This window comes from Azotobacter chroococcum, assembly GCF_004339665.1.
Taxonomy (GTDB): domain Bacteria; phylum Pseudomonadota; class Gammaproteobacteria; order Pseudomonadales; family Pseudomonadaceae; genus Azotobacter; species Azotobacter chroococcum.
This window is the reverse complement of record NZ_SMMU01000016.1, coordinates 76,463-92,356: the sequence shown is the minus strand read 5'-3', so window position 1 is coordinate 92,356 and position 15,894 is coordinate 76,463. Positions and strand designations below refer to the sequence as shown.

Genomic DNA, 15,894 nt, shown 5'->3' with positions numbered 1-15,894 from the left:
TGGCCAGTGCACGATTCCACATGCACACCAGCCTGCTGGAGGGAGTGAACAACCGGATCAAGGTGATCAAGCGCATGGCCTACGGTTTCCGGGACGAGGAGTACTTCTTCCTGAAAATCAAGGCCGCCTTCCCCGGGAAAATGCGATGAACCTTTTTCTTTCCTGGCCAACCCGCCCGGAGCGGGCACGGAGTAGCCCCCTGTCTGCCGAAAGGCGCCTGATCCGGCGTTTCTGCCGGTTTCCGTTGTGTTGCCCTTCGGCCCTCCCCGTGCTTCGGCGCAGGCCGGGCAGTTTGCTTCCGAAGCGGCGGCCGGGCGAAAATGCGCAGCGCCGCACGCTTTCCCGTCGACGGGGTTGCCGAGGTGTCCCTTGTGCCGTCCCGTACATCGGAGCCCCCTGGCGGCTCGGGAGATTTGCCCGAGTCGGGAGCGTCTCCATCGTTCAGCAAGGCCGTGATCGGCCGGGAATAAAGGATAATCAGGATGCCGGGTGCATTGCTTCGTACGGGTACGCTGCGGGAGTTCAGGGCGCTCGGCGTCGACGGTCAGCCAGTCCATGGCGTGGCGCTGCAGCTGCGCGAGGCCATCCGCCTGAAGATGCACCGCGAGGCGGCCGACTGCCTGGCCATCCCGCAGACCAACGAAACCGGCGACCGCATCGACTGGTACGCGCCGATCGAAGGCGATGTGGTGCCCTGGTCGGCGGCGACCCCCGAGGAGCGCGAACAGGCCCATGCCCGGCTTGAGGCGATGCAGGCTCAGCTGCGCGCCACCGGCGAAAGCATGCGCAACGATGCGCAGAACCGGGAGAAACAGGTCTTCGGCCGCCTGCTGGAAAAGGCCCTGCACTTTCCCGATGCCAACCACGTCTATCTGGTCGACGGCAAACCGGTGATCACCTTCTGGGGCTTCACCGGCCAGCAGGCGGCCCAGCCGGACGATCCGCTGGCCTGCCTGCAGACGGCCAGGCCGGCCGCAGCGGTCGCGGCGGCCATCGCCTCGCCTCCGCCAGTGGCCCCCGCGGTCGCCGCAAGATCCGGCTGGCAGCGCTGGCTGTGGCTGCTGCTTCTGCCGCTGCTCCTGCTGTTGCTGCTATTCGTCATGCGCGCCTGCGCACCGAACGTCGAACTGCCGTTCGAGCTGTCCCATGTCGACCTGCCCGGTCTGCCGGCCGAGGAAAAGGCGCCGCTGGATGTCCGGCGGCACGAGGGCGTCGTGGGAGTGGAGGGGATCTCTGGCCGTGCCGGAGTCGCCGGGGTGGAAACCGAGGCATTGGAAGACATGCAGGTGCCGGGCAAGGAAACGGCTGTCGAGGACGTGCCGATCGAGGAGGCCTTGTCGAGCGAACCCGGAGCGAGCGAGCTCGCGACGGACGATCCTGCGCTCGACGAGTCCGCTGCGGAGGAAGCCGCCGCGGACGAAGCCACGGCCGAGGAGCTGCCCGAGCCGGCCGCAGAAGCGGAACCTGAGGCGAAGCCCGAGGAGGCGCAGGAGCCGCCGGTGCCACCGCAACTCGATGAGGAAAAGGCGGCCGAAGACCTGCAGGCCGCCCAGCAAGACCCGGCCAAGGCGCAGGAGGCGGCCAAGCCCATGAGCATCCCGCCCGAGGCGCAAAAGAGCGGTTCGACCCGCTTCCTCGACGGCAACTGGCAGGCCGGCGCCGGCATCCAGGACGCCAAGACCGGCAAGCCCCTGCAGCTGGGCTACGACTTCAAGGACGGCCAAGGCCGGGTCAGTATCCGCCGCGACGACGGCGTGCAATGCTCGGGCGCGGTGAACGCCTCGATGCAGGGCGGCAACCTGGCGATCGCCAGTCAGGAACAGGCCAACTGCAGCGACGGCAGCCGCTATCGTCTGCCGGAGGTGACCTGCAAGCCGGGTGCGCAAAGCGCGGCCGACTGCACCGGCCGCTACGGCAACCAGGAATTCCCGATGTCGATCCGCCAGGGCGGCAACTGAGGCGAGCACAGCAGCATGTTTCCGGAAAAGACCGACTACGAAGACAGGATCACCCTGATCATGGGCAGCGGCATCCAGTTCCTGGATTTCGCCGTCAAACTGGAGCTGCGCCGCGAGCCGGCCGGCGAGTTCGTCCGGCCGCGCAGCGACGGTCCCCTGGTCCGCCTGCTGTTCGATCCGCGCAGCAATGCCTTCCACCATCCGGCCGAGCCGGGGAGGGCGGTGACACCCGCCTTCAGCGTGGCGCCCGAGGATTCGCTGCGCCTGCTCAAGGGGCTCTGGCTGCCCCTGCCGTTCTTCCGCTGCAGTCCGCCGCGGCGTTTCGACGACGGCCCGAGCAACTGGTCGCGGGTGCGCATCGTCGAACTCGCCGAGGGCGAGGACCCGGATGGCAACACCCACCGCATCACCTTCGCCTTCGACACCAAGGTCTTCGACAGCCGCGAGGCCACCACCTACCTGGCGCCGACCCGCGAGGACGTCCGCGCCGGCGCCAGCTTCGCGCTGGCCCACCGGGCCGACGAGATGGGCTGGTTCCTCGACCTCGGCTGGATCGACGGCTGGCTGCGCGAGGTGTTCAGCGAGCAGGCGCGGCTGCCGCCGCTGCGCATGCAGCCCGACGACATCCAGGCCGAGTGCGAGCAGCTTCAGCATCAGGCGCACTACCTCAACCTGCTGCACCTGCTGGGCACCCACCTGCCGGTGCCGGAACTCAAGGTGGTGTCCAACCGCGACAGCGACGTGCACAAGGCGATCCCGGTCGACATGGTGCTGGACGTCGGCAACTCGCGTACCTGCGGCATCCTGATCGAGGACCATCCGCAGGAGAACGACGGCCTGAGCAAGCGCTACGAACTGGAGCTGCGCGACCTGACTCGCCCCGAGCAGGTCTATCCGGAGCCCTTCGAGAGCCGCGTCGAGTTCGCCCAGGCGATGTTCGGCAAGGACCACTTCTCGGTGCAGAGCGGCCGCCGCGAGGCCTTCCTGTGGCCGACCATCGCCCGCGTCGGCCGCGAGGCCGGGCGCCTGGCCGGGCGCCGGCGCGGCACCGAGGGCTCGACCGGGCTGTCGAGTCCCAAGCGCTATCTGTGGGACGAGGACGGCTACGAACCGGGCTGGCGCTTCAACTGCGCCGCGCTGCGCACCGAGAGCGAGCCGCACGCCACCGCCGCACCGGTGGCCGGGCTGATCAACGAGAAGGGCCAGGCACTCTACAGCCTGCCGTTCGACGAGCGCATGCCGGTGTTCCACCCGCACTATTCGCGCAGCTCGCTGATGACCTTCATGCTCTCCGAGGTCCTCGGCCAGGCGCTGATGCAGATCAACAGCCCCTCGCAGCGCTTGCGCATGAGCCACTCGCGTGTGCCGCGCCACCTGCGCTCGATCATCCTCACCGTGCCGCCGTCGATGCCCAAGCCGGAGCGCGAGATCTTCGCCAAATGCATGGAGCAGGCCATCGGCCTGGTCTGGAAGAGCCTCGGCTGGCATCCGGAAGACGACGCCGTCGACCTCAAGGACCCGAAGAGCCGCGAGAGCGCCTGGCCCTGGTTCCCCGAGGTCCATGTGCAGTGGGACGAGGCCACCTGTGGCCAGGTGGTCTACCTGTTCAACGAGACGCAGAACAACTTCGCCGGACGCTCGGAGGAATTCTTCGCCGCCATGGCGCGGCCGGACCAGCCGCACCGGGACCGCCTGACCATCGCCTCGATCGACATCGGCGGCGGCACCACGGATTTGGTGATTACCGAATACCGCCTCGACGACGGGGTCGGCGGCAACGTCTACATCAGCCCCGAACAGCGCTTTCGCGACGGCTTCAAGGTCGCCGGCGACGACATCCTGCTCGACGTGATCCGCCAGTTCGTCCTGCCGGCGCTGCGCGAGGCGCTATCCCGCGCCGGTGTCGCCACGCCCGAGGCGCTGCTGTCGCGGCTGATCGGCAGCGAAACGCTGGCGGTGCAGGAAGCCGTGCTGCGCCAGCAACTGACCCTGCAGGTGTTCGGTCCCATCGGCCTGCGCCTGCTCAAGTCCTACGAGCAGTACGACCCGCTGGAGCCGGGCAGCCGGGTCAGCGCCACCTTTGGCGAACTGCTCGGCGAGCGCCCCACCGAGGACGTGCTCGACTACGTCGCCGGCGCCGTGCGCCGCCAGCTGGGCAACGAGGCCGCGCCCTTCGACATCCTCGCCACCCCCCTGGACGTCAGCCTGCGGCGCATCCACGAAGCCTTCATCGGCGACCGCATGAGCATCGGCAAGACCATCCAGGCGCTCTGCGAGGTGGTGCACGCCTATCCCTGCGACGTGCTCCTGCTCACCGGCCGGCCGTCGTGCCTGCCCGGCGTGCAGGCGCTGTTCCGCGAGCTGCTGCCGCTGCCACCGGGGCGCATCCTGTCGCTCAACCAGTACCGCACCGGCGGCTGGTACCCGTTCAACAAGCTCGACCGCATCGAGGACCCGAAGACCACCGCGGCGGTCGGCGCCATGCTCTGCCTGCTGAGCCGCGGCCTGCGCCTGCCGAACTTCTACTTCCGCGTGGCGGCCTTCAAGTCCTACTCGACGCTCAGGCAGCTGGGCCTGATCGACAACAACAACGTCCTCAAGGACAGCAACGTCTACTATCGGGACATCGACCTGGACGACCCTGACTACCGCCTGCCGGACACCCCCTTCGACATGCGCGGCACCATGCGTCTGGGCTTCCGCCAGCTGGCCTGCGAGCGCTGGTCGGCCGCGCCCCTGTACATCCTCGGCATCGAGAGTCCGAAACTGCGCGAGGAAATGGCGTCCAAGGGACTGGTGCTCAAGGTGCGCCTGGGCATCAAGTCCTCGCGCAACCCGGCCGAGGGCAGCGAGCGTTTCGAACTGCTCGGTGTGGAGTCGGACAGCGGCGCGGTCAGCCGCACCCATGTGCGCCTGAAGCTCAACACCCTGCCCGACGCCGGGCTGGGCGAGTCCCAGTACTGGCTCGACAGTGGGAGTGTGTTTCGGAAATGACCAGTGGGGCGCTAGCAGCAGGATGTTTGATGGGGGCTGGCGAGGAGGTCTTGGTGTCAAGCCGGGCATTTTCCTCGGCCCGGCCTACAGATTTCGCCCTGCACGGCGAGTCACTTTCTCTTTGCTCGTGCAAAGAGAAAGTGACCAAAGAGAAAGCACGCCCGATCATCCGGCCCTGCGCTTCGCTTCGGGTTCCCTCGCTCCGGCGCCGCGCCGGGGGCCGCCGTACAAGGGGCATCCATGCCCCTTTACGGCTCTCGCCGCATCCCTGCGGCTCGCCCCTCTATGCGACCCCTGCGCTCGGCCTCCTGAACGGGACGGGGGAGTTGCCTGCAGGTACGGGGTCAATCCTGAAAAAGGCTTTTTTGCTCTTCGCTTTGCTTTTCGCGGAGGTGAGGATTGCACCCGCTCCCCCTTCGTCAGGCCGAACGGAATCGCCGCGCAAGGGGTTGAGCCGCATGGATGCGGCGAAAGGCCCGTGGGCCATGGATGGCCCTTCGGGCCGTGCCCCTGGAGCGGCGATGGAGCGAGGGAACCCGGAGCGAAGCGCAGGGCCTGACGACGGGGGTGGCCTTCTTTTGGGTTACTTTTTCTTGGCCAGGCAAGAAAAAGTGACTCGCCGTGCAAGGCGAAACCTGCCGCATCAGCCGAGGAAAGCGCCCCGTTCCAACACCAAACCCTCTCGCCAGCACGCAGAAACAACCCGCCGCATCAGGCCGCGAAAGCGTATCGGTCTTGCACCGAAGCCCCAGACCATCAACGCCTCGCCCGCTCTACAGGGAAACACGATCGATGACCTACCCTGACCCATCCCCCGAACGCTTGTCCCAGCGCTGGTCCGCCGTCCACGGCGGGGCGGGCGAGGCGATCCGCTGGATCGACGAGGTGCGCCGCACCGCGCCGCGCCTGGACAACGAGGCGGACGACCTGATCCTCAGCCTGCGCCGCGTGCGCAACACCGCGCGGCGCCTCGGCGCGGTCTCCGCACTGCCGATGACCGTGGGCTTCTTCGGCCTGTCCCAGGCCGGCAAGTCCTACCTGATCTCCAGCCTGGCGGCCGGCGTCAACGGCAAGCTGGAAACCGACCTGGGCGGCGACCGGCTGGACTTCCTCACCCACGTCAACCCGCCGGGCGGCGGCAAGGAGGCCACCGGCCTGGTGACGCGCTTCAGCCGCACCGCCCGGCCGGGGCCTGCCGAGTGCCCGCTGGAGCTCAAGCTGTTCGCCGAGATCGAGCTGGCCAAGGTCCTGGCCAACTCCTTCTTCAACGACTTCAACACCGAGAAGGTCCGCTACCGCCTCGACGAAGCGGCGATCCGCCAGCTGCTCCGCGACCTGGAAAAGCGCCGCCAGCCGTACCCGGTGCCGGGCGTCGACGCCGACGCCGTGGTGGAGCTGTGGGACTACCTGCAGGGCAGCTTTCCGGGCTCGCTGGGCGCGCTGGGCGCCTACTACTGGCCGGCTGCGGTCGAGCTGGCGCCGAACCTGGCGCCGGAGGACCGCGCCCGGCTGTTCTCGATCTTCTGGGGCGAGATCCCCGAGCTGAGCGACACCTACTTGAGCTTTGCCCGCGCGCTGGCCAGCCTGGGCCACGCCGAGCGGGTCTTCGCGCCGCTGAGCGCGCTGGTGCGGCCCACGGCGCAGGGTGGGCTGTCGCAGGCCGACAGCATCATGAACGTGGACATGCTCGAGCGCCTGGGCAAGGACAGCGATCAGCGCATCGCCGTGCGGCCCTGGAAGGACGGCGCGCTGCGCGGCGAGGTCGAGCTGAGCCTGGCGCAGCTGGCGGCGCTCACCGCCGAGCTGGTCTTCCCGCTGGTCGAGCCGACCAGCGAGCCCCTGTTCGAAGAGGTCGACCTGCTCGACTTCCCCGGCTACCGCGGCCGTCTCGGCGTCGAGTCGCTGGACGAGGTGCGCCGCGCGGTGAACAGCGAGGACAGCAACCCGGTGGCGCAGCTCATCCTGCGCGGCAAGGTCGCCTACCTCTTCGAGCGCTACACCGACAGCCAGGAAATGAACGTGCTGATCGTCTGCACGCCGTCGAACAAGCAGTCCGACGTCACCAGCGTCGGCCCGGTGCTGAGCCGCTGGATCGACCGCACCCAGGGCGAGACGCCGGTCGAGCGGGCGCGGCGCAAGCCGGGCCTTTTGTGGGCGATTACCATGTTCGACATGCGCATCGGCAGCGACCTGGACAAGGGCGAGGACCTGCTGCGCCTGGGCTGGGGCAGCGGCGGCATGATGAAGATGACCATGCTCGAGCGCTTCGGCCAATACGCCTGGCTGCAGGACTGGGCCGGCGGCCGGCCGTTCGACAACAGCTTCCTGGTGCGCAAGCCGCGCCTCAAGGTGACCTTCCTCGACCTCGAGGACGGCCAGGAAGTGGCCATCCACGCACCTGCGCGCGAGCCGCTGGCGCTGATGCGCCGGACCTTCTGCGAGGACGAGACGGTTCAGCGTCACATCCGCGACCCGGAGGACGCCTGGGACGCCATGCTGGAACTCAACGACGGCGGCATGGGGCGGATCGGCCGCTACCTGCGCCAGGTCGCCCTGCGCGAGGTCAAGCTGGGGCGCATCCGCGAGCAGCTGGACGGCGTCCTGCACCTGCTGGAAAGCCGCCTCGGCCACTGGTTCCAGGCCGAAGGCGCCGGCGAGCTGGAACGCAAGCGGCGGATCGCCCGGCAGATCTCCGATGCCCTGTGGCCGCGGCGCATCCTGCTCGGCGAACTGCTGCAGCGCATGCAGCTGCCCGACGACCTGCTGCGCGCGCTCTACCTGCGTGCCGGCGACGAGGACGACACGCCGGCGCCGGCCGGCAGCCCTCTGCTGCCGGGCGGCAAGCCGGCGGCGGGGGCGCTCAACCTGGGCCTCGACCTGGATCGCCACGACACCTTCGACCCCTTCGGCGACAACGCGCCGCCTGCCGCCGGCCCCGCGGCACCGGCGCGGCAGCCGCGCGGCAGCGACGCGCGCTTCGCCCAGGCGGTGCTGCGCGAGTGGATCGGCCACCTGCGCCACCTGCCCGAGGACGTGCGGCTGATGACCTACCTGGGCTTCGCCAAGCCGGCGGTCGAGGCGCTGGTCGACGAGCTGGTCACCGGCGCCAGCCGGCTCGGCCTGGAGCAGCGCCTGCTGCAGGCCATCGTCAGCACCGAGCAGGTCGGCACCAAGCGCGAGCAGCTCGCCGGCCGCCAGGTGCTCACCGCCAAGACGGTGCTCGGCGACTTCATCGGCTGGCTGGGCTTCATCGAGCAGCCCCTCGAGCAGCGCCCGGACAGCCGCATCGAGCGCGACGCCAGGCTGTTCCAGCCGCCGGCACCGATCGCCTACGGCCAGCTGCCGCGCCTGGCGGAACAGCCCCAGGACTACACCCGGCGCTATGTCGGCGACTGGCTGGTGGCGCTGGCGCGGATCGCCGAGGAAAATGCCGGGCACAGCGCCGGCCGGGAAATCACCCTGGAACAGAACGAAGCGCTGGGGCGGATCCTCGCCACCTTCCAATCGGCACGGGCAGACTGACGCATGCTGAGAATCGAACTGACGGCCGCCGCCGGCGGCCAACCCGGCCATGGCGAACTGACCGTGCACGGCTGGCCGGGCGGCACCGACGGCCTGGAGCTGAGCGTGCTGCGCAACCAGGACAGCCTCTACCTGGAGGCCGGCGGCGGCTGGGACAGCCTGCCGGTCTGGCATGCCATCGACGGCCTGGAGCGTCGCGGCGAGCTGCTGGTCGGCAGCGTCGGCCCCTGGCTGGTCGATCCGCTGGTCCGCGACCCGAAGATGGTCTACCGGCTGCAGCTGCGCGATGCCGGGCAGAGCGACGGCGGCGTGCTGCGCATCGTCGGCAATATCCTGTCCTCGCCGGCGGTCGGCCACCCGCAGCCGCTGAACGAGCCGCCCCGGCACGCGCCCGAGCCGGTGGCCGTGCCGCCCGAACCGGAACCCGAACCGGAGCCGCCGGCCGTCGAGCCGCCGCCGGTCGAAACGCCGCGGCCTGACCGGCCGCTGGTCGCCGAGCGCGACGAGGAGTTCCACGCCGCGCCGGCGCCGAAGCCGCGCAAGCCGGTGCGCTGGCTGCCCCTGGCCCTCGGCTTGGTGCTGCTGCTCGGCATCGGGCTGGGGGCCTACTGGTACTTCGTGCTGCGCCCGCAGACGCAAACGCCCGTGGCGGCCGCCCCGGCCCCGACGCCGGCGCCGGCGCCTGCTGCCGCCACAACCGGCGGTGAGAATCCCTGCGGCGAGGCCGCTCTGGAAGGCGCCGGCGACGACCTGGCGTTCATCCAGGCCTGCCTGCGCTCGAATCCCGCCACGGCCCAGGTGCTGGAAGTGATCGACGCCGCCAAGCAGTCCAAGCGCTGCGGCGTGGTGCAACGCCTCTACGCGCACAAGGCCCAGGCCGGCGACGCCGCCATCGCCTTCGCCTACGCCCGCGAGTACGACCCGCAGACCTTCAAGGCCGGCGGCTGCGTGCAGTCCGCCGATGCCGAGACCGCCGCCTACTGGTACGAGATCGCCCTGGCCAACGACCCCGCCAACGCGGACGCCAAGAAGCGCCTGGAGGCCCTGAAACCATGAACCCGCACGCAACGAAGATGACCCTGTGGCGCGAGATGGTCCTGCTCGGCGGCCTGCTGCTGGCGGCCGGCGCCCCGGCGCTGGCGGCCGACGACAGGCCCCTGCTGCAGGCCGGCAAGAAGAGCCTCTACCAGCGCGTGCTGACCACGCCGAGCTGCCGCCTCGGCGACCAGCCCGGCGTGGCCGGCGGCAAGCCGCAGCCGGCCTTCACCCGCTTCTACGTGTACCAGCGGCAGCAGGTCGGCGGCGCCGAATGGCTCAAGGTCGGCCCGGACAGCTACGGCAAGACCCTCGGCTGGATCGATGGCGGCTGCGCGGTGGAGTGGAAGATGCAGATGACCCTGGCGCTGACCAACCCGGCCGGCCGCGATCCGCTGCTGTTCTTCCGCCAGCGCGAGAGTCTCGACAAGCTGTTCGCCGCGGGCGACCCCGGCAAGCTGCTCAAGCCGATCCGCGCCAACCTGGCCAGCCAGGGCCGCGATGCCTCCGTGGTCGCCCGCGAGCCGGACTACGCCGTCGACCTGGCCAAGCGCTTCTACCTGCTGCCGGTGCTGAATGCCCGGGAAATCATGACCGAGAAGGGCTTCCGGGTGCGCGAGTTGGAAGTCGCCTCGGTGACCGCCGCCGCGCCGAAGAGCGCCGAACAGGCCGCCCAGGACAAGGCCGGCGAGGTGAACACCCTGAAGGGCTTCAGCGCCGCCGTGGTGTTCGTCATCGACTCGACCATCTCCATGGGCCCGTACATCGACCGCACCCGCGAGGCGATCAGGAAGATCTACCAGCACATCGAGCAGGAAAAGCTGCTCAAGCAGGTCAAGTTCGGCCTGATCGCCTACCGCTCCAACGTCAAGGCCGTGCCGGCGCTGGAGTACGTCAGCAAGCTGTACGTCGATCCGACCCAGGTGCAGGGCGGCGAGGATTTCCTCGCCCGGATGGCCGCGCTGAAGCCGGCCACGGTGTCCAGCAGCCGCTTCGACGAGGACGCCTACGCCGGGGTCATGAAGGCCCTGGACGGCATCGACTGGACCCAGTTCGGTGCCCGCTACATCGTGCTGGTCAGCGATGCCGGCGCGCTGGACGGCAGTGACCCGCTGTCCGCCACCGGCCTCGACGCCGCCCAGGTGCGCCTGGAGGCCAAGCATCGCGGCGTGGCCATCTACAGCCTGCACCTGAAGACCCCGAGCGGGGCGAGCAACCATGCCTCCGCCGAGGCGCAGTACCGTGACCTGTCGAACAACCCCGTCCTCAACAAGCCGCTGTACTACCCGGTGGACGCCGGTGATGTGGATAACTTCGGGCGCAAGATCGACGCCCTGGCCGCCGCCATCACCGGCCAGGTCAAGGCCGCCTACCGCGGCGAGATGGCTGCCGGCAGCGCCCTCGGCGCCGACGCCGACTATGGCAAGAAGGGCAAGCCGGCCGACGACGCCCTGCTGGAAGACACCGCCAAGCTTGGCCACGCCATGCGCCTGGCCTACCTCGGCGAAGTCACCGGGGCCAGCGCGCCGCCGGTGTTCCACGCCTGGATCAGCGACCGCGACTTCGTCAAGCAGAACGTGCCGACCACCGAGGTCCGCGTGCTGCTGACCAAGGCCCAGCTCAGCGACCTCGCCGAGGTGGTGAAGAAGATCGCCGACGCCGCCAACGAGGGCCTGATCTCGCCCAACGAGATGTTCGAGCGCCTGCGCTCGGTGGCCGCGACCATGGGCAAGGACCCCAGCCAGCTGCAGAAGGGCGGCAAGTCCGCCACCCTGGCCGAGATGGGCCTGATGGCCGAATACCTGGAGGGCCTGCCGTACCTCAGCGAGGTGCTCAGCCTCGACGAGGAGACCTGGAAGGGCATGGAGGGCCTCGAGCAGGAGAAGTTCATCCGCCGGCTGAACACCAAGCTGAAGTACTACCAGAAGTACAACGCCGACGCCGACCGCTGGGTGTCCCTGGCCGAGGGCAGCGACCCGCGGGATCATGTGTATCCGGTGCCTCTGGAGGCGTTGCCTTGATCTTGGGTTTGGTGGGGGTTGGCGGAAGGGGGGTGGTGCCGGGCCGGGCACTTTTCTCGGCTGATGCGACAGGTTTCGCCTTGCACGGCGAGTCACTTTTTCTTGTTTGGCCAAGAAAAAGTAACCCAAAAGAAGGCCACCCCCGTCGTCAGGCCCCGGCTGCGCCGGGGTTCCCTCCCTCCGTCGTCATTTCAGGGGGGCGCCACGAAGGGCCATCCATGGCCCTCGCGGCTCTCGGCTTTGGCATCCTGCGTCGCTCTACCTCCTGCATCCATGCAGTCGTCGCGGCATCCATGCCGCTCGACCCCTTCCATGCCGACTCCGCTCGGCCTGACGAAGGGGGAATGGGTGCAGTTCCCACCTCCGGGAAAGGCCAAATGAAGAGCCAAGAGCCGGGAGCTTTTTTCGGGATTGATCCCGAATCTCCGGGCAACACCCCGATCCCCTGTAGGAGCGAATTCATTCGCGACCGGTGCAGGTACGAAGTTTCAGGTGCCGCCAGGGTCGCGAATGAATTCGCTCCTACGCTAAGCCTCGCTCCCTGCAGGAACGAATTCGCTTGCGATTGGGGTAGACACGGTGCTTCAGGAGTCTCCCCGGTCCCGTGCCCCCGGCGCAGCCGGGGCCGGATGACCGGGCGCGCTTTCTCTTTGCGCGGGCAAAGAGAAAGTGACTCGCCGTGCAAGGCGAAACCTGTCGCATCAGCCGAGGAAAGTACTTGGCCCGGCACCAAACTTCCCCGCCAGCACCCCAAAACCCCCTCGCTTTCAGGCAAGGAAAGCGCCCCGGCCTGGCACCAAGGCCAGAAGCTCACCCGGAGCATGAACGAATCATGACTCCCCCCATGCTCCACATCGAAAACCTCGCCATCCACCGCGGCACCTACCGCATCCTTCTGCCGAGCCTGTCGCTGGCACGCGGCGAGGTGGCGGCGATCACCGGCGCCAGCGGCTGCGGCAAGAGCACCCTCTTGGAAATGATCGGCCTGATCCTCCGCCCGGAACGCCTCGACCGCTACGAGCTGGGCGACGAGGCAGACGCCGCCACGCCGGATGCCGCGCCGCTGGACATCGCCGCCCTGCTGCGCGAGGACCGTCAGGCGCGCCTCGCCGACCTGCGCGCCCAGCGCCTCGGCTTCGTCCCGCAGAGCGGCGGCCTGCTGCCGTTTCTCGACGTGCGCCGCAACATCGCCCTGCCGCGGCGCATGCTCGGACTGCCGGCGAGCGGCGAGCGGGTGGAGGAGGCCATCGAGCAATTAGGGCTGCAGCCGCTGCTGCACAAGAAGCCCGCCCAGCTGTCGATCGGCGAGCGCCAGCGCGCCTCCTTCGTTCGCGCCATCGCCCACGAGCCGGACCTGCTGCTGGCCGACGAGCCCACCGCGGCGCTGGACCCGCTGCAGGCGCGCCGGCTGTTCGAGCTGATCGTCGAGACCACCCAGCGCCTGCGCATCGCCACCCTCTTGGTCAGCCACGACTGGGGCCTGCTGCGCGCCTGCGCGATCCGCCGGCTGGTGGGCGTGCCGGATGCCGAGAACAACGGTGGCACGGTGTTCCGCGATGCGCCCTGAAGCGCGCCCCGGCTGGGGCCTGCTGGCCGGACTGGCGACCCGCGACCTGTGGCACGACCGCAAGGTGTCGCTGTGCATCGTCGCCTCGCTGGTGGCGGTGATCGCGCCGCTCCTGCTGCTGTTCGGCCTCAAGCACGGCGTGGTCTCGCAGCTGCGCGGCGAACTGCTCGACGACCCGCGCAACCTGGAGATCCGCCTGCTCGGCAACCATGACCTGGACCGCGCCTGGTTCGCGCGCCTCGCCGCGCAGCCGGGGGTCGGCTTCGTCATGCCGCTGACCCGCTCGCTGAACGCCCAGGCCGATCTGGCGCTGGACAGCCAGCGCTTCGTCGCCGGCGCCGAAGTTATCCCCAGCGGCCCCGGCGATCCCCTGCTGGGCGCTCGCCTCGCGCCGCCGCAGGGCGACAGCGTGCTGCTCAGCGCCAGCGCGGCGCGCAAGCTGGAGGTGAGCGGCGGCGAGCGCATCCGCCTGCTGGTGCTGCGCAAGCTGGACGGCAACAGCGAGCGCGGCCAGCGCGAGGTGACGGTCGCCGGGGTGCTGCCCGAGACGGCCTTCCCGCGCCCGGCGCTGCTGGTCTCGCTGGACCTGCTGGTGGCCATGGAGGATTTTCGCGACGGCTTTGCGGTGCCCGCGCTCGGTTTCGCCAGCGGCCGGCCGGCGCTGCCGCGCGAACGCTATGCCCGCGCCCGGGTCTATGCGGGCAGCCTGGATGCGGTGGCGCCGCTCGCCGGCTGGCTGGAGGGGGAGCGCATCGAGACCAGTACCCGGCTGCGCGAGATCGAGTCGGTTAAGGCCGTCGACCGGGTGCTCGGGCTGATCTTCGCGGTGATCGCCTGGACCGCGGCGATCGGCTGCATCGCCTCGCTGGCCGGGGCCTTCCTCGCCAACATCGACCGCAAGCGCAAGGACCTGGCCCTGCTGCGCCTGCTCGGCTTTCGCCGCGCCGCGGTCGGCGTCTACGTGATGGTCCAGGCGGCGCTGCTCACCTGCCTGGCCTTCGGCCTGGGCTATGCGGCCTATTTGGCCGGCAGCACGGTGTTCAACCGGGTCCTGGGCGCCAACCTGGCCGCCGACGCCTTCGTCTGCCGGCTGGAAAACCTGCATATTCTGCTGGCCTTCGCCAGTGCGTTGCTGATCGCCAGCCTGGTGGCGGCGCTAGGAGGGTATCGTGCGATTCACATTCAACCGGCGGAAAGCCTGCGGGATCTCTGAGCGGCGCCGTGCGCCGGCCGCGGCGCTGGGACTGGCGGCGGCGCTGGCCAGCCTGCCGGCCGCCGCGGCCTGGGACGCGAAGTACTACAACCCCCAGCCGCAGAAGGACGACGTGCTGCTGCCGATGCCCTGCGGCGGTTTCATGGCCTGGCGCCAGGTGCGCGTGCCGATGGCCAGCCCGCTCGACGACTACGCCGTCACCCTGGGCCAGGACAGCGAGGAGTGGGGTTACCTCGAGCAGGCGCGGCCGACCCACATCGCCGGCAGCTTCAGCGTCGGCAAGCCGGAGCCGGGGCGCTACTACCTGCTGGCCAAGTACGAGGTCAGCGAGCTGCAGTATCGCGCGGTGATGGACGGCCAGTGCCCCGAGCCCTCGGCCCAGCTGCGCCTGCCGCAGACCGGGCTGAGCTGGTTCGACGCCGTCGCCTTCACCGATCGCTACAACCTCTGGCTGCGCCAGAACGCCGCCGACAAGCTGCCCAGGGAAGACGGCGTGGCCGGCTTCCTGCGCCTGCCCACCGAGGTCGAGTGGGAGTTCGCCGCGCGCGGCGGCCTGGCGGTGTCCCAGGCGGAGTTCCGCGACGTCCGCTTCCCCATGCCGGAGGGGCTCAATGCCTATGCCTGGTTCGCCGGCGCGCAATCGGCCAACGGCCAGCTGCAGCTGGCCGGCCTGCTCAAGCCCAACCCGCTCGGGTTGCACGACATGCTCGGCAACGTCGACGAGATGCTCTTCGAGCCCTTCCACCTGAACAAGCTGGACCGCCAGCACGGCCAGGCCGGCGGCTACATCCTGCGCGGCGGCAACTACCTGACCCCGCAGGCCGAGCTGCGCACCGCGCTGCGCCAGGAGCAGCCCTACTACGCTGCCGACGGCAGCGCGCAGAACCGCCTGAAGACCGGCGGCTTCCGGCCCGCCCTGGTGGCGCCGGCGCTGACCTCCCGCGAGCGGATCAAGCAGGTCGAGAGCGACTGGAAGAAGCTCGGCGTGTCCCGCCCCGAGGCCCCGGCGGAGTCCGGCGCGCGGCCGGCGGCCCAAGACCCGGCGACCCGGATCGCCAGCCTCGCCGAAGGCGTACAGGACGATGCGCTCAGGCAGCAGCTGGAGAAACTGCGCAGCGAGCTGCGCGCCAACACCCAGGCGCGCGACGAACAGCGCGACCAGGCGATCCGCTCCGAGCTGCAGCTGGGCGCCTTCCTCTGCACCAAGCTCAAGGACGACGGGCTCTTCCTCGACACCCTCGAGGGCAATTACAGTCGCAGCTGCGGGGCCGGCGGCAGCGAGCCCAAGGCGCGCTGCGAGGCGCGCCGGGAGCAGCTGGACGGTCATCGCAAGGTGCTCGATTTCATGCTCAACTACTACGCCGACAGCGTGGTCGGCACCGCCCTGAACTACAGCCAGGCGAGCGTCGAGCCCCAGGTCGACCTGGTCGCGCAACAACTGGCCGCGCGCGGCAAGAGCAACCTGCGCAGCTACCTCGACACCCACTGGAACAACCTGCGCACCTACCTGAAAGACGGCAAGGTGGCGCGTGCCCACTGGCTGCAATCCTGCAAAACCCTCTGATCGGAGAAGGCGAGACTCGA

9 protein-coding genes are annotated in these 15,894 nt (G+C 69.4%); all 9 read left to right on the top strand.

Going from position 1 to position 15,894, the window contains the following annotated elements; all coding sequences use genetic code 11:
- Positions 1 to 149: transposase (locus tag EV691_RS14465; protein ID WP_165901257.1), on the top strand; the 149-nt coding region annotated here is incomplete at its 5' end.
- Positions 150 to 482: 333 nt separating this feature from the next.
- Entirely contained in the window at positions 483 to 1,958 is a 1,476-nt protein-coding gene (locus EV691_RS14460; protein ID WP_131297528.1) for an SrfA family protein, read from the top strand.
- Positions 1,959 to 1,973: 15 nt separating this feature from the next.
- Entirely contained in the window at positions 1,974 to 4,952 is a 2,979-nt protein-coding gene (locus EV691_RS14455; RefSeq protein WP_131297529.1) for a virulence factor SrfB, read from the top strand.
- Between the two features lie 792 nt (positions 4,953 to 5,744).
- Positions 5,745 to 8,474 carry a putative virulence factor gene (locus tag EV691_RS14445; protein ID WP_131297530.1) on the top strand — a complete coding sequence of 910 codons (2,730 nt, stop codon included), beginning with the start codon at positions 5,745 to 5,747 and terminating at the stop codon, positions 8,472 to 8,474.
- A gap of 3 nt (positions 8,475 to 8,477) precedes the next feature.
- Complete coding sequence (locus EV691_RS14440; protein WP_131297531.1) at positions 8,478 to 9,530, top strand: hypothetical protein; 1,053 nt, start codon at positions 8,478 to 8,480, stop codon at positions 9,528 to 9,530.
- 17 nt (positions 9,531 to 9,547) lie between these two features.
- Positions 9,548 to 11,530, top strand: coding sequence for a vWA domain-containing protein (locus EV691_RS14435; protein ID WP_207390145.1), 1,983 nt, complete (start codon positions 9,548 to 9,550; stop codon positions 11,528 to 11,530).
- Positions 11,531 to 12,374: 844 nt separating this feature from the next.
- Positions 12,375 to 13,097 (top strand): ABC transporter ATP-binding protein, encoded by a 723-nt coding sequence (locus EV691_RS14425; protein WP_242672486.1) that lies wholly within the window; start codon positions 12,375 to 12,377, stop codon positions 13,095 to 13,097.
- Positions 13,087 to 14,310, top strand: a complete 1,224-nt coding sequence (locus tag EV691_RS14420; RefSeq protein ID WP_131297533.1) for an ABC transporter permease — start codon at positions 13,087 to 13,089, stop codon at positions 14,308 to 14,310. The genes EV691_RS14425 and EV691_RS14420 overlap by 11 nt, the downstream gene beginning before the upstream one ends.
- Positions 14,311 to 14,335: 25 nt before the next feature.
- A complete protein-coding gene (locus EV691_RS14415) occupies positions 14,336 to 15,874 on the top strand; it encodes a formylglycine-generating enzyme family protein (protein ID WP_207390146.1) in 1,539 nt (512 codons plus the stop codon).
- Positions 15,875 to 15,894 lie beyond the last annotated feature (20 nt).

Coding starts and splice junctions, on each gene's coding strand:
- EV691_RS14460 (WP_131297528.1), top strand. CDS start 483: ATGCCGGGTGCATTGCTTCGTACGGGTACGCTGCGGGAGTTCAGGGCG.
- EV691_RS14455 (WP_131297529.1), top strand. CDS start 1,974: ATGTTTCCGGAAAAGACCGACTACGAAGACAGGATCACCCTGATCATG.
- EV691_RS14445 (WP_131297530.1), top strand. CDS start 5,745: ATGACCTACCCTGACCCATCCCCCGAACGCTTGTCCCAGCGCTGGTCC.
- EV691_RS14440 (WP_131297531.1), top strand. CDS start 8,478: ATGCTGAGAATCGAACTGACGGCCGCCGCCGGCGGCCAACCCGGCCAT.
- EV691_RS14435 (WP_207390145.1), top strand. CDS start 9,548: ATGACCCTGTGGCGCGAGATGGTCCTGCTCGGCGGCCTGCTGCTGGCG.
- EV691_RS14425 (WP_242672486.1), top strand. CDS start 12,375: ATGCTCCACATCGAAAACCTCGCCATCCACCGCGGCACCTACCGCATC.
- EV691_RS14420 (WP_131297533.1), top strand. CDS start 13,087: ATGCGCCCTGAAGCGCGCCCCGGCTGGGGCCTGCTGGCCGGACTGGCG.